The sequence below is a fragment of the Desulfurobacterium crinifex genome, assembly GCF_054656775.1.
On record NZ_BAAHXO010000004.1, the window covers coordinates 356,224 to 375,484 of the forward strand.

Below are 19,261 nucleotides of genomic sequence, written 5' to 3' on the forward strand. Positions count from 1 at the left end.
TTATCCCTATTTACCTCTGTAATCTGATATTAACTTCTCAAACTCCCTGAAAAGATATCTTGAGTCGTGAGGTCCAGGAGAGCTTTCTGGATGATACTGAACTGTAAAGAGTGGTTTTGTCTTGTGTCTTAAACCTTCTACCGTTCCATCATTAAGAGAGTAATGGGTAACTTCCAGATCATCGGGAATCGTTGACTCATCAACGGCAAATCCGTGGTTCTGAGCTGTTATTTCCACCCTTCCAGTTTTCTTATTCTTAACAGGCTGGTTAGCTCCTCTATGCCCAAACTTTAGCTTGTAGGTGCTCGCACCCATTGCAAGAGCTGTTAACTGATGCCCAAGACATATACCAAAGATCGGTTTTCTGTAAGTTGCTATAAGGTAGCGAATGGTCTCTATGGCGTATGTAACTGCTGCTGGATCTCCTGGGCCGCAGGAGAGGAAAATTCCATCAGGGTTGAGTTTCAGAATCTCTTCTGGTGGAGTATGGGCAGGGACAACAACCGGCTTTATTCCAACGTCAACCAGATTCCTCAGTATGTTGTACCTTATTCCAAAATCAAGAACTACAACTGAATACTTAAAGTTTTTCTTCGTCGGATATCCTTCTTTTAATTGCCACGTTCCAAGCTCCCACTCGTAAGGTTCCTTACAGGTCACCTCGTCAACTAAGTTAAGACCTTCCATCTTCGGAATAGAACGAGCTTTTGAAATGAGGCTGTCAGGGTCGAGGTCAACTGTTGAAATTACTCCCCTCATTGTTCCAACAGATCTCAGCCTCTTCGTGAGCTCCCTCGTGTCGATTTCACAAATCCCTACCACTCCATACTCTTTGAGATAGTCTTCAAAAGACTTCTCTGCTCTCCAGTTGGAATAGATTTCAGAGATCTCTTTAACGATAAAACCCTCAGCTTTAGGACCATCTGATTCAACATCTTCCCTATTCGCTCCAACGTTACCGATGAGAGGACAGGTCATTGTAACTATCTGCCCTTTAAATGAAGGATCAGTGATTACCTCTTGATAACCTGTCATTGAAGTTGTGAAGACAACTTCTCCGTAAGTCTCTCCTTCTGCTCCAAAACTGTAACCTTCGTAGTATGTTCCATCTTCAAGGGCAAGGATTGCAGGTTTTCTGTTAAGCATGAGCTCTACCTCTGTGTTATATTATATGCAATGATTTTATATCAATCGTCTAATTTTACCACGAGTGGAGGTTCTATTTGATGAAGAAGCTTTTCTCTTTTTTGGGCTTATTTCTGTTTACCATTACCTTTGTCGGTTGTTTATCAGAGAATAATAATAAACCTCTCATCGTTTCATCAATTCCCATCTGGAAAAATGTAGCAGAGTACATAGGAGGTAGGGACTTCAGATACTACTCAATTCTAAAAGGGGGAGAATCTCCTCATGGATACGAACCCAAACCTTCAGACGTTCAAAAAACTAAAGAAGCAAACCTCGTAATAGTTCATGGACTTGGTCTTGACGACTGGGCTGTAAGGAATGTCGATGAAAAGAACGTTCTAAACATCGGAGAATTATTTTCCAACAAGTATCCTCAAGTTAAACAGCCTGGATACCATGTCTGGGCAAATCCAGTTCTGATGGAAGATGTCTATTTCGAGGTTGCAAAGAGGCTTATAGAGTTCTATCCCAAGAGAGAAACCTATTACACAAAGAGAGCTGAAGACTATACAGCTATGATAGACCAGCTTCTTGGAAGAATTGACAACTGTCTAAAAGAGGCTAAAAGTAAAGTGGTTGTTATTTATCATCCTGTCTGGAAGCCTTTACTTGAAACCTTTGGAATAAAGGTAATAGAGATCGCACAAACTCCCGAAGAACAGGTAACTCCTGAAAGGCTAAGGCAAGTTATAGAAGAAGCCAAAAAAGAAAATGCAAAAGTTGTTATAGGAGAGATTTTTGCGTCAAGAAAAGTTCCTCAGACTGTAGCAGAAGCCATAAGTGGAAAAGTATTAATTCTCAATCCAATACCTGATAAAGATTACGTCATAACCCTCTCTGAGTGGGGAGAAAAAATCTGTAGTGCTTTAAAGGAGTAATAAGATGATTTTGATGATAGACAACTACGACTCATTTACCTACAACGTTGTTCAGTACTTCGGAAGACTCGGAGCAGATATAAGGGTTTTCAGAAACGACAAAATAACTATTCAGCAAATTGAAGAGATGAAGCCTGAAGCTCTCGTCATATCACCGGGACCATGCACACCGAAAGAAGCTGGAGTCTCTGTTGAGGCAATAAAACACTTCGCAGGAAAGATTCCAATTCTCGGTATCTGCTTAGGTCACCAGTCGATAGGCTTTGCTTTCGGTGGAAAGATTGTTAGAGCCAAGAAGCTTATGCACGGAAAGGCATCAAACATAATTCACAACGAAGAGGGTCTTTTCAAAGGAATGAAGAATCCATTTTCAGCAATCAGATACCATTCTCTTGTTATAGACAGAGAAACCCTTCCAGATGTCCTTGAAGTCACGGCTGAAAGTGAAGATGACAGGGAGATAATGGGAATTAAGCATAAAACGATGCCCATTTACGGTGTTCAGTTTCATCCTGAGTCGATTTTGACTGAGGATGGAATAAAAATAATTGAAAACTTCTTAAACTTGGTTTAGGTAAAAATTGAAAAGGATTCTCATAGTTACAGGAGAACTATCGGGATTCAACTACGCCAAGGAACTCATTCCTTGTCTTTCAGAGCATTTAAAGGTTTACGGCGTTCTTCTTGATGAAGTCCCTGGAACTGAAAGAATTTTAGATTCAAAGGAGCTTATAGCCTTCGGGCTTTTTGAATCTCTCTCAAAGCTTCCTTCAATATGGAGAGGAAAGAAAATCATTGAAAAGTTTTTAGAAGAAGAGAAACCTGATGCAGTCCTCCTTGTCGATTTTCCGGGATTTAATCTGAAAATTGCAGAAATTGCAAAGAAAAAGGGAATAAAAGTTCTCTACTTTATCTCTCCAAAGTTCTGGGCGTGGGGTGAGAAGAGAATAGAAAGGATAAAAAAAGTCGTTGACAGAATGTTTGTAATCTTCCCTTTCGAAGTAGAACTCTACAAAAAATATGGAGTCAACGTTACCTACGTTGGCAATCCCCTAAAAAGTATAGTAAGACCGGCAATTTCCCGTGAAGAGTTTAAAGCGAAATACAATCTGAAAGAACCTGTCTTTGCCCTTATGCCTGGAAGTAGACCTTCAGAGATTAAGTATCTCCTTGAACCGATGCTTGAAGTTTCAAAGAGAATTGAAGGAAGTTTCGTTCTTCCCGTTGCATCGTCCGTTAACAGAAGTTATGTTGAGTCAACTGTAAAGAGAATAAATCCAGATGTTGTCCTGATTCCAGAGAGTAAAAGGTACGATCTTCTATTCTCAGCAGATGCTGGCGTTATAACTTCAGGGACTGCAAGCCTTGAGGCAGCAATTGCAGGGCTTCCACACGTTGTCGTCTATAAGCTTAATCCTCTGACGTTTGCTATTGCCAGGAGAGTTGTAAAGATACCCAATGTTTCTCTTCCAAATATAATTGCTGGAGAAGAAGTTGTTCCGGAGCTCCTTCAGGAAAGAGCCAACCCTGAGGAGATAGCCACAACACTGCTTGATGTCTATAAAAACAGGAAGTTTATGAGAAAACTCCTCGAAGAAAAGGTCAACTCAAAACTCACAGGAGGAGCAATAGAGAAGCTATGTCAGGAAGTTCTGAGAGAAGTATGAAACTTTTCGCAGTTTCCCAACCGGGAATAGAAGAAATAACAGCAGAAGAGCTAAAAGAATTAAGAATTGAAGGAAAAGTTGTTCCTGGAGGAGTTGAATTTGAAGGAGACTTAGAAGTTCTCTACAAAACCAATCTCTGGCTAAGGACTGCAAGCAGAATTCTGGTAAGGCTCTGCACATTTAGAGCAAAACACTTCGCAGAGCTCGTCAGGAAGGCTCAAAAGTGTCCATGGAATGATTTTATTACACCCGATTTACCTTTAAAAATCAGAGCAACCTCAAAGAAGTCAAAGCTTTACCACTCTAAAGCAATTGAAGAGAGAGTCTGGAAAGCAATTACTGAAGCTGTAGGTTTCGAACCTCAAAAGGCGAGATTGGAGGACGAGGGAACGAGCGTTATCGTCCGCTTTGAGAACGATATCTGCACGATCAGTATAAACAGTTCTGGTGCAATGCTCCACAAAAGGGGGTATAGAGTAAAAGAGACAGAAGCCCCGTTGAGAGAGACACTCGCAGCATCGATGGTTTTAATTTCTGGTTGTAGGGGCGAAACTCCATTCATCGATCCTTTCTGCGGTTCTGGAACAGTCCCGATAGAGGCTGCAATGATTGCTGCAAACATTCCACCGGGAATTAATAGAGACTTTGCCTTTATGAAGTGGAAGAATTTTGACGAAGAACTCTGGAAGAGAATAAAAAAAGAAGCTGTTTCAAAGATAAAAGAGGTTAAAGTTCCAATAATAGGCTACGATATAGAGCCTGACGCCATAGAAGCTGCAAGAAAAAACTCAGAAGCTGCTGGAGTTTCAGAATTTGTCCGGTTTGAAAACCTTTCCTTTCCAGAAGTTTCATTCGATGCAGTTACAATCGTTACAAATCCTCCTTACGGTGTAAGACTTCCAATAAAGAACGTCAGAGAAATCTACAGGCGGTTTGGAGACTGGATTGAAAGACACTTCAAAAATCACAGGGTTCTCTTTCTCTCTCCAAACAGGAAACTTGCAGAACTTACAAGACTAAACCCCGAATTAATTACTTTCTTCTCAAACGGTGGCATAACAGTTGGCCTCTACAGGGCTGAACGTTAACAAATTCCCCTTCAATCTACATAAAGCTCCTAAACAAACGGTTTTGACAAAATAAAAACGATTGCTACATTTAACTTTGAATCAAATTAGGAGGACGGTAATGATTGAAAGACTTCAAGAGCTTAAGGACAAACTTGAGAAGGTAAGAGACAAATACTTAGAAATCAGGGGGTATTTTTGACATAGATGGAATGCAGAAGAGACTCTCTGAAATTGAAGAGGAAATGTCCTCTCCTGACTTCTGGAATGATCAGAAAAGAGCTCAAAGCATCTCCATGGAAAGGAACAGGATTGAATCGGAGCTCAACACCTTCTCATCCATAGAGCAGCAGCTTGAAGACATTGAAACTCTCCTTGAGATGGCTGAAGAGGAGAATGAGGAGAGTCTTCTGGATGAGACTGAAAGTTCCCTCAAGAGCATAGAAGAAGAGCTCGACTCTCTTGAGGTCAAAACAGTTCTCTCTGGTGAGTTTGACAAAAACAACGCAATTGTAACCATCCACGCAGGTGCTGGAGGAACTGAATCCTGCGACTGGGCCGAAATGCTCATGAGAATGTATTTAAGGTGGGCTGAGAAGAAGGGATTTGAGACAGAAATCCTCGACCTTCAGGAAAACGAGGAAGCTGGAATCAAAAGTGCAACAATTCTAATCAAAGGAGCTTACGCCTATGGTCTCTTGAGGGCTGAACACGGAACCCATAGGCTGGTAAGGATCTCTCCATTTGATGCAAACGCAAGGAGACACACCTCTTTCTGTGGAGTTATTGTTGTTCCAGAAATAGACGAAGATATAGATATAGAGATAAGGGATGAAGATATAAGGATTGACACCTATAGGGCTTCCGGAGCTGGAGGACAGCACGTAAACAAGACTGATTCAGCTGTGCGAATTACCCACATCCCAACAGGAATCGTTGTAACCTGCCAGAGCGAACGTTCACAGATCCAGAACAGACAGAGGGCGATGAAGATTTTGAAGGCAAGACTTTACGAACTTGAAAGACAGAAGAGAGAAGAGAAGATTGCTGAAGCACGTGGAGAGCATAAGAACATTGCATGGGGCAATCAGATTAGGTCTTACGTCTTCCATCCTTACCAGATGGTGAAGGATCATAGAACGGGTATAGAAACTTCCAACGTTAGCGCTGTGATGGATGGAGAGATTGATCAATTCATAGAGGGTTATCTCAAACAGAAAGCAAAAGAGGGAAAGGTTGGAAGTTAAAGGTTTAAAAAAGTTTTACTTAGGTGAACTTTCCGATAGCTACTTATATGAAAAACTGGCAGAGAGGGAGAAGAATCCGGAAAGACAAGAACAGTTACTAAGGATTTCCCGTGTAGAGAAAGTTCACGCTAAATTCTGGAAAACTGTTCTCGAAAAGAGAGGAATAGCACCTCCCGAATTTAAACCTGACTTAAAAGTTCAACTGCTACTAAAACTCTCCTCCCTCATCCCTCCTGCCTTTCTCGTTTCCTTTCTTGAATTCTACGAGTCCTCAACTGCAAAGGAGTACTACAAACTCTTCAAATCCTCTGAGCTTTCCAACGAAGAAAAAGAACAGTTAAAGGAAATAATTATTGACGAAATGGAGCATGAAAGCTTCTTCCACAATGCTCTAAGAGAGTTCGATCCCTCAAGCATAAGAGACGTCATTCTGGGAATGAACGACGGACTTGTCGAAATTCTTGGGGCTGTTTCTGGTCTTTCAGCACTCTACCCTAAAAACCCTGAAATTGTCGGTTTAAGCGGTCTCATCGTAGGATTTGCAGGAGCAGCCTCAATGGGTATAGGGGCTTTTATCTCCAGCAAATCCCAGAGAGAGGTCTCATGGAGGAAACGGAAAGAACTGGAAATCCTAAAAGAAGTTTCACCAGAAAGCTTAGTTGAAAGAATTTCACAGGAGCTTAACATCGAAAAAGAGGAGCTTAAAAAACTTCCGCCTGAAATTCTTCTGAAACTTGCTGTTGAAGAAGAAAACAGAGAAGAGCTGAAATCCGGAATCGTTACAGGACTGGCATATCTATTAGGAGTCTTTTTCCCCGTATTTCCTTTCTTCCTGTCAGACAACTCCTACACAGCTCTTATACTTTCGGTAATCTCCGCAGGAACTGTTCTGTTAATAGCAGGTAGTTTTGTTGCGTTTCTCTCTGGAATAAGCATAAAGAAGAAAGTTTTTGAAATGGTTACTGCCGGATTCGCAGCAGCAGGCTTTTCTTACATAGTCGGAAGAATTGCAAATCTGTTGTTTGGAATTGAAATAAGCTAAAGCACAGGGCATTAACCCTGTGCAGCAAGTTCTTTTTCAAGTTGAGCTACAGCAGTTGCTATCCTTGACATTCTCCTTGCAGCCTCATTCTTGTGGATAGCACCCCTTGCAGCAGCCCTCTGAATCCACTTCATTGCAACTTTGAGCTGCTCTTTTGCAGCTTCAAGATTCTTCTCAGCAACAGCTTCAAGAACCTTCTTAGCCTCAGTCTTCATTCTTCTTACGTAGTATCTATTTCTCTCTCTTCTCTTAATATTCTGACGAAGCCTCTTTTTAGCAGATTTTGTATTTGGCATTCTGTTTCCTCCACCATATTTGTTTTGCGGTGTGAAAGTTTATAGCAAGAAAACCCTAAAAGCAAGTTTTACACTCCCCAGCTCCAGGGATTCTTCTTCCCTTCTTTCTGAGGCAGTCCCAGCTTATCCCATATTTCATCGACTTTCTTTACAACTGCCGCATCCATTTCTATATCTGGTGGCCAGTCCCTTTCAAACCCTTCAGATGGCCACTTTCTCGTTGCGTCAACTCCCATCTTGCTCCCGTAGAACGGAAGAGGAGAAGTGTGGTCAAGAGCATCGACAGGACCCTCTGTAAAAATTATATCCCTCTTTGGATCAACGTTGTTTCCCCACCTCCAGATTACCTCTCCAATATCGTGAACATTTGTATCCTTATCAAAGATTATGATGTTCTTTGTAAAGCTCATCTGTCCCATACCCCAGAGAGCAGAGATAACCTTTCTTGCATGCCCTGGATAACGCTTGTCTATGGAAATGAAAGCAAAGTTATGGAAAACTCCCTCTATAGGCAAAGACATATCTACTATTTCGGGAAGTTGAGTCTTCAAAAGCGGCAGGAAAATTCGTTCAGTAGCTTTACCAATATAGCAGTCCTCCATCGGAGGCTTTCCAACAATTGTTGCCGGGTAGATGGGATTTCTTCTGTGGGTAATACAGGTTATGTGGAAAACGGGATAAAAGTCTGGAAGTGAATAGTATCCTGTATGATCTCCAAAGGGTCCTTCAAATCTAAATTCCTCTGTGTCAACATAGCCTTCAAGAACTATTTCAGCGTTTGCTGGAACTTCCAGATCAACAGTTTCGCACTTCACCATCTCGACCGGCTTTCCTCTTAAGAAACCTGCAAAAACCATCTCATCAACATCTTCAGGAAGGGGAGCTGTGGCAGAATAGATAACTGCAGGATCCGAGCCAATCGCGACAGCAACAGGGAACCTCTTTATTCCCATCTTTTTAGCCTTCCAGAAATGCTTCGCTCCAACCTTATGCCAATGCCAGTGCATTCCCGTGGTCTTTCTATCATAAACGTGAAGGCGATACATTCCACAGTTTCTTTCACCGGTTTCGGGGTCTTTTGTAAATACCAGTGGGAGCGTTATAAACCTTCCACCATCCTTAGGCCAACAAAAAAGGATTGGAAACTTAGATAGGTCTGGCTCCTTCATTATCACTTCTTTGCAAGGAGCCTTCCTTCTATCAACCTCTTTTGGAAAGATATCTGCAATCTTCTTTAACTCTACAAGTTTTTTCAGTTTATCTATGAATCCTGTAGGTTTTTCAGGTTTTAAAAGCTTTGCAGCCCTTTCTCCAATCCTGTCAGGGTCATCCTCTAAAGCCATTGCCATCCTTTTGTAGCTGGCAAAGAGATTTATCGCGACTGGAATATCTCCACCATCAACATTTTTAAATAGAAGAGCAGGACCTCCAGCTTTTACAACTCTATCTGCAATCTCAGTTATTTCTAAGTAAGAACTAACGGGATAGTCTATCTCTTTGAGCTCTCCCTCTTTCTTCAACCTTTCAATGAACTCTCTCAAATCTCTGTAAGCCATACTTTCTCCCGGCGAAATTTTGTAGAATTCTACCACTTCTCTGGAGGCAAGAATGGTTAAGCTAAGAGATATACTCGCTTTCCTCGAAAATTTGATTCAACCTGAACTTCAGGATAGCTGGGATAACTCCGGACTTCAGATTGGATGGGAAGATCAGGAGATAAATCATGTAGGTTTTGCCCTTTCTGTCTCAAAAGATGTAATAGCTCAGGCAAAGGAACTAAAAGTTGATCTTATTCTTACACACCACCCCCTGACGATTTCTGGAATTAAATCTCTGGTTAATTTCTCTTACCCTTCCAGTCTCCTTTTGGAACTGGCAAGAAGTGGTATAGCAGTCTATGCTCTTCATACAAACCTTGATGTATCTCCACTTGGACCTACTGCCATAATAGCTGAAAAGCTTGGAGTGGAAAGTATATCAACAATAAGTGAAAAACCAGCTTATGGGATTATCGGAACGTTAAATTCCCCTATTACTCAAGAAGAGCTATTCAGAAAACTCAAATCGTTTCTTCCAGAAGATGTTTACAGAGGAATCAATTTCAAACCCGACAACCTGGTAAACAGAGTAGCAATTTGCTCGGGTAGTGGCGCCTCGTTTATTGACCTTGTTGCTGGTAAGGTTGACGTCTACATTACTGGGGATGTCAAATACCACGACGCCATAAAAGTTGTTGACCTTGGACTTACGGTCTTTGACATGGGACACTTTGGAACTGAAAGACTTTTCTTTGAGAAACTACAGCATCTCCTGACAGAAGAGTTTAAAAAACTGAAGTCAACTATATTGAAAGAGAAATCCCCCTATGAGGTAATGGAAACATGCTGAGAGAAGAACTTTTAAAACTTCAACAGAAAGAAATAGAGCTCTTAAGGCTTAAAACAAAAAAGAAAGAGCTGGAAGCAGAAAAAGAGAAACTTGAAAGGGAAGCCTCTAAAATAGAGAGAAAGATAGAATGTGCAAAGAACAAGTTGGAAGAAAAGAAGAATGAGTTTCAGGAGCTCAAGGACTTCGTTAAGTATAAGCAAGAAAGAATTGAAGAGCTTAAGAAACAGAAAGAGAGCGCAAGAAGCAGAGAAGAGTTCAAAAAAATCCTCAGAGCTATAGCAAAGAACGAGGATGACATAATAAAGACCAGACAGCAGATAACAGGAGTGGAAACGGAAATAGAAGCCTTAGAAAATGCCTATTCAAAGGTTAAGAACCAGTTTGAACCCGATTTAAACAGAATTCAAGAGATAATAAAAGAACTGGAAAAGGAAGCCAGCATCTATGAGAAGAAAATAGAGAACACTCTAAGGGAAATAGAAGAAATCAAATCCTCTGTTCCAGAAGAAGAACTAAACAAGTTTGAGCAGTTAAAAGAGAAGTTCAGCGGTTTGGTGTTTTCGGATATCAGCACTAGCGCCTGTGAAGGATGTGGAATCACATATTCAAGTGCTGAATTTAGGGAGCTCCTTTCAAAACTAAAAGCTGGACAGTCAAAGTGTCCTTACTGTGGTAGGTTTATCTATAACAAAAATGAGAGGTGAGGGAGTGTCCACCCAAGTGTGTAAAAATTAAACCTAAAGGAGGGTGGACACATGAAACAGAAATATGATCCAGAACTCATTAAGGATGATCTTAGGAAGCTCATCCAACAAACATTAAAAGAAGCATTAGAAGCAGAGCTTGAAGAGTTCCTTGGCTATTCAAAGTATGAGCGTACTAATTCTAACAACTCCAGAAACGGCTATATCTCCAAGACTGTTAAAACCGCAGCTGGAGAAGTAGAGATTGAAACTCCAAGAGATAGAAAGGGAGATTTTGAACCCAAAATAGTCAAAAAACGCCAGACAGTCCTTGAAGACCTGGAGAACAAGATAATAGCCCTATATTCAAAGGGAATGACAGTAAGAGACATTCAGGAATTACTCTCCGACATGTATGGAATGGACATAAGTCCTTCTTTGATTTCAAAGATTACCGACAGACTAACTCCGAGAATAGAAGAGTGGCAGTCAAGACCACTTGAAAGAATTTACGTTGTCCTCTACATAGACTGCATCTTTTACAAAGTACGACAAGATGGCAAGGTAATAGATAAAGCAGTTTACGTGGTCATAGGGGTAAATAAAGAAGGACGAAAAGAACTCCTTGGTTTTTGGATAAATGAGAGCGAAAGTGCCAGCTTCTGGTTCAAGGTACTAAATGACCTAAAGAGTAGAGGAGTCAAAGACGTTTTGATATTTAGCGTGGATAATCTGTCAGGAATAGGGAAAGCCATAAAAGGAGTATATCCTCAAGCAGAAATACAAAAATGTGTAGTTCACCAGATAAGGAATTCATTAAGATATGTATCGTGGAAAGACAAAAAAGAATTGTCATCAGATCTCAAGAAAGTTTATGGAGCAGCTACACTTGAGGAAGCGGAACTTAGGATGGACGAGTTTGAAGAGAAATGGGGGAACAAGTATCCTCACGTAATAAAAAGCTGGAGAACCAACTGGGAAGAGCTTATGGCTTACTTTAAGTATCCGCTTGAACTCAGGAAACTTATGTACACGACGAACATCATAGAAAGTGTTAATAGTAAGTTCAGGAAGGTAACAGATGGAAAGAGGGTATTTCCGAGTGATATGTCTGTTCTTAAGAGCCTTTATTTAGCTGCTCTGGAGCTTGAGAAAAAATGGAACAGAAGTGTTATCAAGGATTGGGGTATTATTTACGGGCAGCTGTCAATAATTTTCGAGGAGAGATTAGAGGCATGATAGAATTTACACAGTTCTATGGACACTCCCAGAGGTGAAGCTGTTCACCTCTCACCGTTCACCAATCACTTGGTTTACATTCCACAACCTGAACAACCAGCACAACCGTGACCGTGTTGTTTTGGTCCTTCGATGGCTTCCTGAAGGAGAGCGTTAACAGTTTCAAGCATTTGACTGAATCTCTGGTTTGCCTCTAAATACTCTTTTGCCACTTCATTCTCTGCAAACTTGTTAAAGGCTTCTTCAAGCTGCTGCATAGCCTCAGGGCTTCCAGACATTTGAGCCATCTGCTGGAGTCTCTGAACTTCCTGCAACAACTCCATAGCTTGTGGATCCATCTGGAGCTTTGCCTCTGCTGCTCTAAGGTTTGCAAGTTCCTCAGAACTCGCTATAGCCTGTGCAAGCTCTGATGCCTTTTTGATTACTTCTGCTGACATACTTCCTCCAAACAAGTTAATCTTTGAAAGATTAATTTATTGAGATTCTGGAAAGATTACAAGGTTTTTATCTTTTTTTTAAGAAATTTCTGATATTGCAACCATTTTTTGGAAAGGGAGGAGAAAAAAAGAAAAAATGAGGACAAAACCAGAAAGGGGGCAGGAGCCCCCGGATGTTACTCTGCTGAAATAGCGTCTGTTGGGCAAACTTCTACACATGCACCACAGTCGATGCAATCTTCAGGAGTAATTACGTACTTTCCATCGTCTGTTGGATGGATTGCGTTTGTTGGACATACAGAAGCGCATGCTCCACATCCGATGCAGAGTTCTGGATCAATTTTGTGAGCCATTTTTCACCTCCTTAGACTGTGAGAATTTCCTCCTCCTTCTTCTGGAGGAGTTCATCTATCTTCTTTGTATGCTTATCTGTGATTTTCTGGAGCTCGTCCTTAGCCCTCTTAATGTCGTCCTCTGAGTATCCACCTTCTTTCTTCAGCTTATCCAACTCTTTCATTATTTCATGACGAATGTTCCTCACCGCAATCTTTGCCTGTTCAGCCATTTTACCAGCCTTTTTAACAAGCTCTTTTCTCCTCTCTTCTGTCAGAGGCGGAAGATTGATTCTGATGATGTTTCCATCTCTCTGAGGTTGAACCCCAAGATCTGATTCTCTTATAGCCTTCTCTACGTTTGGAATTACGGAAACATCCCACGGTTGAATTGTAATCTGCGTCGGCTCAGGAACTGCTATCTGAGCAATCTGCTTAATTGTCATTATGCTTCCGTAGTAATCAACCTTGATATCCTCTACAAGAACTGTAGAAGCCCTACCGGTTCTAAGTCCAGCAAATTCCCCTTTGAGAACCTCTACAGCCTTCTGCATTCTCTTATCTGCATCTTTCAGTAGCTCCTGTATCATAGCTGCTCTCCCTCAACAAGAGATCCTATAGCTTCCCCTTTTACAACTCTCTCAAGATTTCCAGGTTTTCTTACATCAAAAACAACAATGGGTATGCGATTCTCCATACATAAGCTAACAGCCGCAGAATCCATAACCTTTATACCATTTGTAATTACTTCTTTATAGGAAAGTTTGTCAAGCTTTTTAGCGTTTTTATCCTTTTCAGGATCAGCAGTATATATACCATCAACTTTTGTGGCTTTCAAAAGAACGTCCGCGTTTATCTCAGCAGCCCTCAGTGCTGCTGCTGTGTCAGTGGTGAAAAACGGGTTTCCAGTCCCCGCTCCAAAGATTACAACCCTTCCTTTTTCAAGATGTCTGATAGCTCTTCTTCTTATGTAGGGTTCAGCAATTTCTCTCATTTCAATAGCTGTAAGAACTCTTGTCTGAAGTCCCTCTTTTTCAAGGGCATCCTGTAGAGCAAGGGCATTCATAACAGTTGCAAGCATTCCCATGTAATCGGCAGTTGCTCTATCCATTCCCTGAGTTGCTCCAGAGACTCCCCTGAAGATATTTCCACCACCAATGACGATGGCCACTTCCACGCCAAGATCGGCAACTTTTTTAATTTCCTGAGCAAGTCTCCGCAAGAACTCAGGATCAATTCCGTAGGATTTTGAACCTTGGAGCGCCTCTCCACTGAGTTTTAAGAGAATTCTTTTGTACTTTAACCCCATTTCCCAGCCTTTACAATTTTGATTCAGCTATTATACATAAAAAAAGGGAGCTCAAGGCTCCCCTTTATTTACTTTCCAACCTCAAACCTGCAGAACCTTCTAACCTTAATGTTCTCACCAAGCTTTGTAATGTACTCTCTTACAAGATCACCGATTGTCTTGCTGTCATCTTTAATCCATGGCTGGTCAAGAAGACATTTCTCAGAGTAAAATTTGTTGAGTCTTCCTTCAACAATCTTCTCAACGATGTGCTCAGGCTTTCCTTCAGAAAGAGCTTGCTGCTTGAGGATTTCCTTTTCCTTCTCAATAACTTCAGCAGGAACTTCTTCTCTGCTTACGTACTCAGGAGCCATTGCAGCTACCTGCATTGCAATCTCATGGCCAAGAGTCTTAAAATCTTCAGTTCTTGCAACAAAGTCTGTCTCACAATCAATCTCAACAAGAGCTCCAACCTTACCACCAGCATGAATATAAGAAACGACAATTCCTTCTGCTGTTGCCCTTTCAGCCTTCTTGGCAGCCTTGGCAGCCCCTTTCTTTCTGAGGATCTCTATAGCTTTTTCCATATTACCTTCAGCTTCTTGTAAAGCTTTCTTACAGTCAACTATTCCAGCTCCTGTTTTTTCCCTGAGCTCTTTTATCATCTGTGTTGTAATCTCAGCCATTTTTTACCTCCTCAAAGTTTAATTGGCGGGCAAAAGCCCGCAAAAAAATTACTCTTCCTCAGGAACAAAATCTACTTCTTCAACTTCCTCACCTTCGGCAAGCTTTATCGCATCCCTTCTCATTTTTCCTTCGAGCACAGCATCAGCAATTCTGGAAGTAAGAAGCCTGATAGCCCTGATAGCGTCATCGTTTGCAGGAATTGGAATATCTACAAGATCTGGATCAGCGTTTGTATCAACAAGAGCAACTATTGGAACACCTGCCTTCCTTGCTTCTCTTACAGCATTCTCCTCTCTAACGATATCAACGATGAAGAGAGCATCTGGAAGTCTGTTCATGTTTTCAATTCCACCAATATACGTTTCAAGCTTTTCCTTCTTCCTTCTAAGCTTCATAGCTTCTTTCTTTGGAAGTCTGTCAAATACGCCCTCTTCCTCCATTTTCTTGAGCATCTTCAGCTTAAAGATACTCTTTCTGATTGTCTGGAAGTTTGTAAGAGTTCCACCAAGCCATCTCTTGTTAACATAGTACATTCCACACTTTTGCGCTTCTTCTTTAACAATGTCCTGTCCCTGCTTCTTTGTACAGACAAAGAGAATTGTTCCACCGTTTGCAACAAGGTCTGCAACATAGTCGTAAGCCTGCTCAAAGTACTTAAGAGTCTGCTGAAGGTCGATGATGTGAATGCCGTTACGCTCAGTAAAGATGAATTTCTTCATTTTGGGGTTCCATCTTTCCTTCTGATGACCGAAGTGAACCCCAGCTTCAAGAAGCTCTTTCATTGTAACTCTTTGTCCTGGAGGCCTTGGTTTAAACGTTTCCTGCTGAGCCTCCTGTACCTGAGTTTCTTCTACCTGCTGTTCCTGAGTCTCTCTGATTTCCTCAGACATAGCTCCTCCTTATAAATTGGTTTTGCCTCCCGGATCTTCCTCCTCCAGAGGAACCTACAAAAGGCACCCCCTCTGGAGTCTGACCCGGTGAGTTTTCAGTGGGGAAATATAGTAAAAGTTTCAGAAAAATAAAAGGCTTCTCAAATAAAAAGAATCTTGATGGCAACAACTATGAGCAAAATAGCAAAGAGCTTCTTTAAAAGTTGATGACTTATTTTGTGAAGCAGTGACAACCCAATTCTACTTCCAGGTATAGATCCAAGGGAAACAAGAATCACCGCAGGAAAATAAACATACCCTACCTGCCAGTGAAGAACTTCCACCGAAGGAAATACCATATACATTAAAGAACCCAACGTGGCATTGAAAAAAGAAACAACAGATGCCAGTGCCACTACTTTGTCTGCTTTGATTTTCGAAAGAGAGAAGAGAAGCGAGTTAATAATAATTCCCCCACCAATTCCTAAAAGAGAACTCAAAAAAGCTGAGAGAGTAACAGCCACCGGAGTCAAGACTTTTTCGCTAAACTTTACTCTTACACTTCCTACTCCTTTTAGAGTTCTAATTCCTACCGCAAGAAGAACAACCCCAAATAACTTTTTTAAAATGTGTGCTGGAAGCAAATGGGAAGAAAAAACCCCCAGAGCTATCCCTGGAACAATCCAGATTATTATTTTTAACAACTCTTCCTTTTTCAGCTTTCCCTTGAAAATATGAAATCCTGAAGTGAAAAGTGTTATTACTGTAATTACCGCAAGACTCGTACCAATTGAAAGCTTTAACGTAAGCTCTCCTGGAACTTTTAAATAAGAAAACAGAAACCAAAACATAGGAACAAGGATTATTCCACCACCAATACCCAAAAGCCCTGCAAGAAAACCTGAAAAGAGCCCAGAAACAAACAAAAGAAACAGTAATTCAAAGTTCAAAGAGATCTCCGCTTATAACGCAAGTTTAAAAATTATCTTAGTTCGTTTTTCAGCCACCTTAAATAGTCTGGATTTCCAGCTGTAACCGGAACTGCTAATATTTCTGGAACCTGATAGGAATGATTCTCCTTTATTACCCTTTCAATTTCCTTATACAGCCGCTTTTCACTCTTAATTAAAATCAACCATTCCTTTGCAGTTTCAATATTTCCATTCCACCAATAAGTGCTCTCAATAGGTCCTACAATCTGAACACACACAGCAAGCCTCTTTTCAATCAAAACTTTTGTAATCTTTTCGGCTTCTTCTTTTTTGTCGGTTGTGGTAAAAACTTGGATGAATTCGGACTCCATCTTTCCTCCATGCAGGAACTAAATTTCTTGTAATGATAAAAACTAAACATAAAGTTTAAAATGGCAAAGGAGAGGCGATGAAGTTTATCGGAGCTCATGTCAGCATTTCAGGTGGAGTGTTTAACGCACCACTCAATGCAGAAGAAATAGGAGCTAAAGCTTTTGCACTCTTTACAAAGAACCAGAGACAGTGGAGTGCCAAACCTCTTACTGAAGAGGCAATAACTAAATTCAAGGAAAATCTGAAAAAAGTAGGAATCTCTCCAGAACATATTCTTCCCCATGACAGTTATCTGATCAATCTGGGTAATCCAGAAGAAGAAAAGAGAAGAAAATCAATAGAAGCCTTCGTTGATGAAGTAAATAGATGCTACCAACTGGGATTGAAATACCTCAATTTCCACCCAGGAAGCCATCTCAGAAAGGTCTCCGAAAAGGAATGCTTGAAGATAATTGCCGATTCTATAAACGAAATTTTAGAAAGGACAAAAGATGTAATTCTCGTTCTTGAAAACACCGCTGGTCAGGGATCCAATGTCGGCTACAGATTTGAACATCTTGCAGAGATAATTGACATGGTAAAAGACAAATCGAGAATAGGAGTCTGTCTCGATACCTGTCACATGTTCGCTGCAGGATATGACATAAGAACCGAAAAATCCTATGAAAAGACAATGAAAGAGTTTGATGAAGTCGTAGGATTCAAGTATCTAAAAGGGATGCACCTGAACGATGCAAAGTCACAGCTCGGAAGCAGAGTTGATAGGCACCACTCTATTGGAAAAGGAAACATTGGACTTGATGCATTCAGATTTATCATGAACGACAAAAGACTAAACAACATCCCTTTAATCCTTGAAACTATAGACCCCTCAATATGGGCTGAAGAGATAAAACTACTCTATTCACTGATTGAAGATTAAATTGAATTTTAAATTGATTTGAGAGGAAACTATGGTATTCAGAGACAGAAGAGAAGCTGGCGAACTGCTGGCTCAGGCAATCCTGAGAAAGTACAACGATACTCTAAAAGAACCTGTTGTAGTTGCAATTCCAAGGGGTGGTGTGGCAATCGCTGAACCTATAGCCGAGACCTTAAATGCACCAATAGAGCTTGTTATTCCAAGGAAGATTGGAGCACCTTTCAACGAAGAGTTTGCCATAGCTGCAGTAATAGAAGACGGTTACATTCTGATGAACCCATCAATCACAGATGACGTTGCCTACAGAATGGGAATTTCAAAAGACTATATTGAAAGAAAAGCTCTGGAGGAAATTGAAGAAATTAAAAGAAGGAAAGAAAAATATCTCGGAGGAAAGTCAAGGATAAATCTCGAAGGAAAAGATGTTATTCTGGTTGATGATGGTATAGCAACAGGGCTCACTGTAAAAGCTGCAATAATGTCTCTGAGGAAAGAAAATCCTGGAAGAATTATTCTTGCAGTACCAGTTATGCCAGCAGATAAAGTATCGGAGTTTCAACAGTTAGTTGATGATTTGATCGTTCTCTACGCACCTGAATTTTTCAACGCAGTTGGACAATTCTACCAGAGTTTCCCACAGACAACAGATGAAGAAGTCATAGAAATAATGGAGAAATTTCATCCATAGACTTATAGATTTAAAATGCTCAAAATACTGTTTTATAACGAACGTAAGTTGAAGGCCAAAATCGGATCAACCTTAATTCCATTAACATAGATTCCAAAATGAAGGTGAGGCCCCGTTGATCTACCTGAAGAACCGACCTTGCCTATTCTCTGTCCTGCTTTCACAATCTGACCTTCTTTAACAAGAACCTTAGACAGGTGAGCATAAAGGGTATAGATACCAAGTCCATGGTCTATAACTATGGTATTCCCTGTATAGTAGAAATTCCGAGCAAGAACAACTCTTCCAGAAAGACTTGCAAAAACAGGTGTTCCTAATGGCGCTTTTAAATCAATTCCCCAATGAATTGAACGTTTTTTTCCGTTAATAATTCTCTTTGCTCCAAAAGGTGTTGTAATGGTTAGTTTTTTAAGAGGTGAATAAAATCTATTTTCCCTAAACTTTTTAGAAGTTACTGTCCTCAGGGTCTCTCTTAAAAGACTACTTTCTTTTTTTATCCTATCTATCAGCTTCTTCGTCAATTTTCTTTCCTTGACCCATATTCGAGATATCCTGTATTTTTTTTCTTTAACAGGAATAAGCTTTAAAAATAAGTTTTTCTCTCCTTCTTTAAGAGAAACAGCTACAGTCCCCTTTGCACCATAAGGAATTGCAAAGTATGCTTTTTTAAAGACAACAGGAAATTCATACTTTTTCCCATTCACCCCTACAATAATTTTTATATTTTTTGAGTAATTTGGAAGAAGGAAGTAGCCAATAGAACCAGGATAAGTCGTTGGTAGATAAAGCTTTATATTACTGGCTATGGTAGGTTTATAAAAGGACAGAATAAATAGAAAAAGAATAAAGGGACTTAAAACTCTAATTTTCATATCTTAATGATAGCAAACCCAATAAGTAAATTGATTATAAAATAAAAAAAGCCTGGCACCGCCCTACTTTCCCACCCCGTCTCCAGGGCAGTATCATCGGCGCTGGCGGGCTTAACTTCCGAGTTCGGAATGGGATCGGGTGTTTCCCCGCCGCTATGGGCACCAGG

The 19,261-nt window shown here is 40.6% G+C and carries 23 protein-coding genes and 1 rRNA gene; 11 read left to right on the plus strand and 13 right to left on the minus strand.

Annotation, left to right across the window (positions count from 1 at the left end):
• Nucleotides 1-6 precede the first annotated feature (6 nt).
• Nucleotides 7-1,146, minus strand: a complete 1,140-nt coding sequence (gene carA, locus ACYQ3A_RS03825) for a glutamine-hydrolyzing carbamoyl-phosphate synthase small subunit (protein ID WP_459895760.1) — start codon at nt 1,144-1,146, stop codon at nt 7-9.
• Nucleotides 1,147-1,226: 80 nt separating this feature from the next.
• Between carA and ACYQ3A_RS03830 the strand changes: the two genes are divergently transcribed.
• The 6 genes from ACYQ3A_RS03830 (at nt 1,227) to ACYQ3A_RS03855 (ending at nt 7,089) form a co-directional block, all read left to right on the plus strand.
• Nucleotides 1,227-2,066, plus strand: a complete 840-nt coding sequence (locus ACYQ3A_RS03830) for a metal ABC transporter substrate-binding protein (RefSeq protein ID WP_459895762.1) — start codon at nt 1,227-1,229, stop codon at nt 2,064-2,066.
• A gap of 4 nt (nt 2,067-2,070) precedes the next feature.
• Entirely contained in the window at nt 2,071-2,640 is a 570-nt protein-coding gene (locus ACYQ3A_RS03835) for an anthranilate synthase component II (RefSeq protein WP_459895763.1), read from the plus strand.
• 7 nt (nt 2,641-2,647) lie between these two features.
• Nucleotides 2,648-3,733: a lipid-A-disaccharide synthase gene (gene lpxB / locus ACYQ3A_RS03840; protein WP_459895765.1), complete on the plus strand. Its 1,086-nt coding sequence runs from the start codon at nt 2,648-2,650 to the stop codon at nt 3,731-3,733.
• Nucleotides 3,730-4,821: a THUMP domain-containing class I SAM-dependent RNA methyltransferase gene (locus ACYQ3A_RS03845; RefSeq protein WP_459895767.1), complete on the plus strand. Its 1,092-nt coding sequence runs from the start codon at nt 3,730-3,732 to the stop codon at nt 4,819-4,821. The genes lpxB and ACYQ3A_RS03845 overlap by 4 nt, the downstream gene beginning before the upstream one ends.
• 100 nt (nt 4,822-4,921) lie before the next feature.
• Nucleotides 4,922-6,047 (plus strand): peptide chain release factor 2 gene (gene prfB / locus ACYQ3A_RS03850; RefSeq protein WP_459895769.1). Its coding sequence is split into 2 segments (ribosomal slippage): nt 4,922-4,996 and nt 4,998-6,047, totalling 1,125 coding nucleotides; the frame shifts between segments, so codons are not numbered across the junction.
• A complete protein-coding gene (locus ACYQ3A_RS03855) occupies nt 6,037-7,089 on the plus strand; it encodes a VIT1/CCC1 transporter family protein (protein WP_459895771.1) in 1,053 nt (350 codons plus the stop codon). The genes prfB and ACYQ3A_RS03855 overlap by 11 nt, the downstream gene beginning before the upstream one ends.
• Nucleotides 7,090-7,100: 11 nt before the next feature.
• Here ACYQ3A_RS03855 and rpsT read toward each other — a convergent pair whose 3' ends face one another.
• On the minus strand, nt 7,101-7,385 hold the full coding sequence (gene rpsT, locus ACYQ3A_RS03860) for a 30S ribosomal protein S20 (protein ID WP_459895773.1): 285 nt from the start codon (nt 7,383-7,385) through the stop codon (nt 7,101-7,103).
• Nucleotides 7,386-7,453: 68 nt separating this feature from the next.
• Nucleotides 7,454-8,941, minus strand: a complete 1,488-nt coding sequence (locus ACYQ3A_RS03865; protein WP_459895775.1) for a menaquinone biosynthesis decarboxylase — start codon at nt 8,939-8,941, stop codon at nt 7,454-7,456.
• 52 nt (nt 8,942-8,993) lie between these two features.
• On the opposite strand from ACYQ3A_RS03865, the gene ACYQ3A_RS03870 reads away from it, so the two are divergent.
• From ACYQ3A_RS03870 to ACYQ3A_RS03880, 3 genes are read left to right on the plus strand one after another with little or no spacing between them, the layout of a single operon-like run.
• Nucleotides 8,994-9,773, plus strand: coding sequence for a Nif3-like dinuclear metal center hexameric protein (locus ACYQ3A_RS03870; RefSeq protein WP_459895777.1), 780 nt, complete (start codon nt 8,994-8,996; stop codon nt 9,771-9,773).
• Nucleotides 9,767-10,477, plus strand: a complete 711-nt coding sequence (locus ACYQ3A_RS03875; RefSeq protein WP_459895779.1) for a zinc ribbon domain-containing protein — start codon at nt 9,767-9,769, stop codon at nt 10,475-10,477. Before ACYQ3A_RS03870 ends, ACYQ3A_RS03875 begins: the two co-directional genes overlap by 7 nt.
• A 51-nt stretch (nt 10,478-10,528) precedes the next feature.
• Nucleotides 10,529-11,695 carry an IS256 family transposase gene (locus ACYQ3A_RS03880; protein ID WP_459894829.1) on the plus strand — a complete coding sequence of 389 codons (1,167 nt, stop codon included), beginning with the start codon at nt 10,529-10,531 and terminating at the stop codon, nt 11,693-11,695.
• Nucleotides 11,696-11,769: 74 nt separating this feature from the next.
• On the opposite strand, the gene ACYQ3A_RS03885 is transcribed toward ACYQ3A_RS03880, so the two are convergent.
• The 8 genes from ACYQ3A_RS03885 to cutA form a co-directional block, all read right to left on the minus strand.
• Nucleotides 11,770-12,132 carry a YlbF/YmcA family competence regulator gene (locus ACYQ3A_RS03885; protein ID WP_459895781.1) on the minus strand — a complete coding sequence of 121 codons (363 nt, stop codon included), beginning with the start codon at nt 12,130-12,132 and terminating at the stop codon, nt 11,770-11,772.
• Between the two features lie 176 nt (nt 12,133-12,308).
• Nucleotides 12,309-12,485 (minus strand): ATP-binding protein, encoded by a 177-nt coding sequence (locus ACYQ3A_RS03890; RefSeq protein ID WP_459895783.1) that lies wholly within the window; start codon nt 12,483-12,485, stop codon nt 12,309-12,311.
• An 11-nt stretch (nt 12,486-12,496) separates the two neighbouring features.
• Nucleotides 12,497-13,054: a ribosome recycling factor gene (gene frr, locus ACYQ3A_RS03895; RefSeq protein ID WP_459895785.1), complete on the minus strand. Its 558-nt coding sequence runs from the start codon at nt 13,052-13,054 to the stop codon at nt 12,497-12,499.
• Nucleotides 13,051-13,773, minus strand: a complete 723-nt coding sequence (gene pyrH / locus ACYQ3A_RS03900; RefSeq protein ID WP_459895787.1) for a UMP kinase — start codon at nt 13,771-13,773, stop codon at nt 13,051-13,053. Before pyrH ends, frr begins: the two co-directional genes overlap by 4 nt.
• A gap of 68 nt (nt 13,774-13,841) precedes the next feature.
• On the minus strand, nt 13,842-14,438 hold the full coding sequence (tsf, locus tag ACYQ3A_RS03905) for a translation elongation factor Ts (RefSeq protein WP_459895789.1): 597 nt from the start codon (nt 14,436-14,438) through the stop codon (nt 13,842-13,844).
• A gap of 48 nt (nt 14,439-14,486) precedes the next feature.
• Nucleotides 14,487-15,221: a 30S ribosomal protein S2 gene (rpsB, locus tag ACYQ3A_RS03910; RefSeq protein ID WP_459897427.1), complete on the minus strand. Its 735-nt coding sequence runs from the start codon at nt 15,219-15,221 to the stop codon at nt 14,487-14,489.
• A 248-nt stretch (nt 15,222-15,469) separates the two neighbouring features.
• Nucleotides 15,470-16,258 (minus strand): sulfite exporter TauE/SafE family protein, encoded by a 789-nt coding sequence (locus tag ACYQ3A_RS03915; RefSeq protein ID WP_459895791.1) that lies wholly within the window; start codon nt 16,256-16,258, stop codon nt 15,470-15,472.
• 32 nt (nt 16,259-16,290) lie between these two features.
• Nucleotides 16,291-16,611, minus strand: coding sequence for a divalent-cation tolerance protein CutA (cutA, locus tag ACYQ3A_RS03920; RefSeq protein WP_459895793.1), 321 nt, complete (start codon nt 16,609-16,611; stop codon nt 16,291-16,293).
• 77 nt (nt 16,612-16,688) lie between these two features.
• Between cutA and nfo the strand changes: the two genes are divergently transcribed.
• Complete coding sequence (gene nfo / locus ACYQ3A_RS03925) at nt 16,689-17,534, plus strand: deoxyribonuclease IV (RefSeq protein WP_459895795.1); 846 nt, start codon at nt 16,689-16,691, stop codon at nt 17,532-17,534.
• Nucleotides 17,535-17,565: 31 nt separating this feature from the next.
• On the plus strand, nt 17,566-18,222 hold the full coding sequence (locus tag ACYQ3A_RS03930; protein ID WP_459895797.1) for a phosphoribosyltransferase: 657 nt from the start codon (nt 17,566-17,568) through the stop codon (nt 18,220-18,222).
• Between the two features lie 32 nt (nt 18,223-18,254).
• On the opposite strand, the gene ACYQ3A_RS03935 is transcribed toward ACYQ3A_RS03930, so the two are convergent.
• On the minus strand, nt 18,255-18,926 hold the full coding sequence (locus ACYQ3A_RS03935; protein WP_459895798.1) for a M23 family metallopeptidase: 672 nt from the start codon (nt 18,924-18,926) through the stop codon (nt 18,255-18,257).
• 218 nt (nt 18,927-19,144) lie between these two features.
• Nucleotides 19,145-19,261 (minus strand): 5S ribosomal RNA (gene rrf, locus ACYQ3A_RS03940).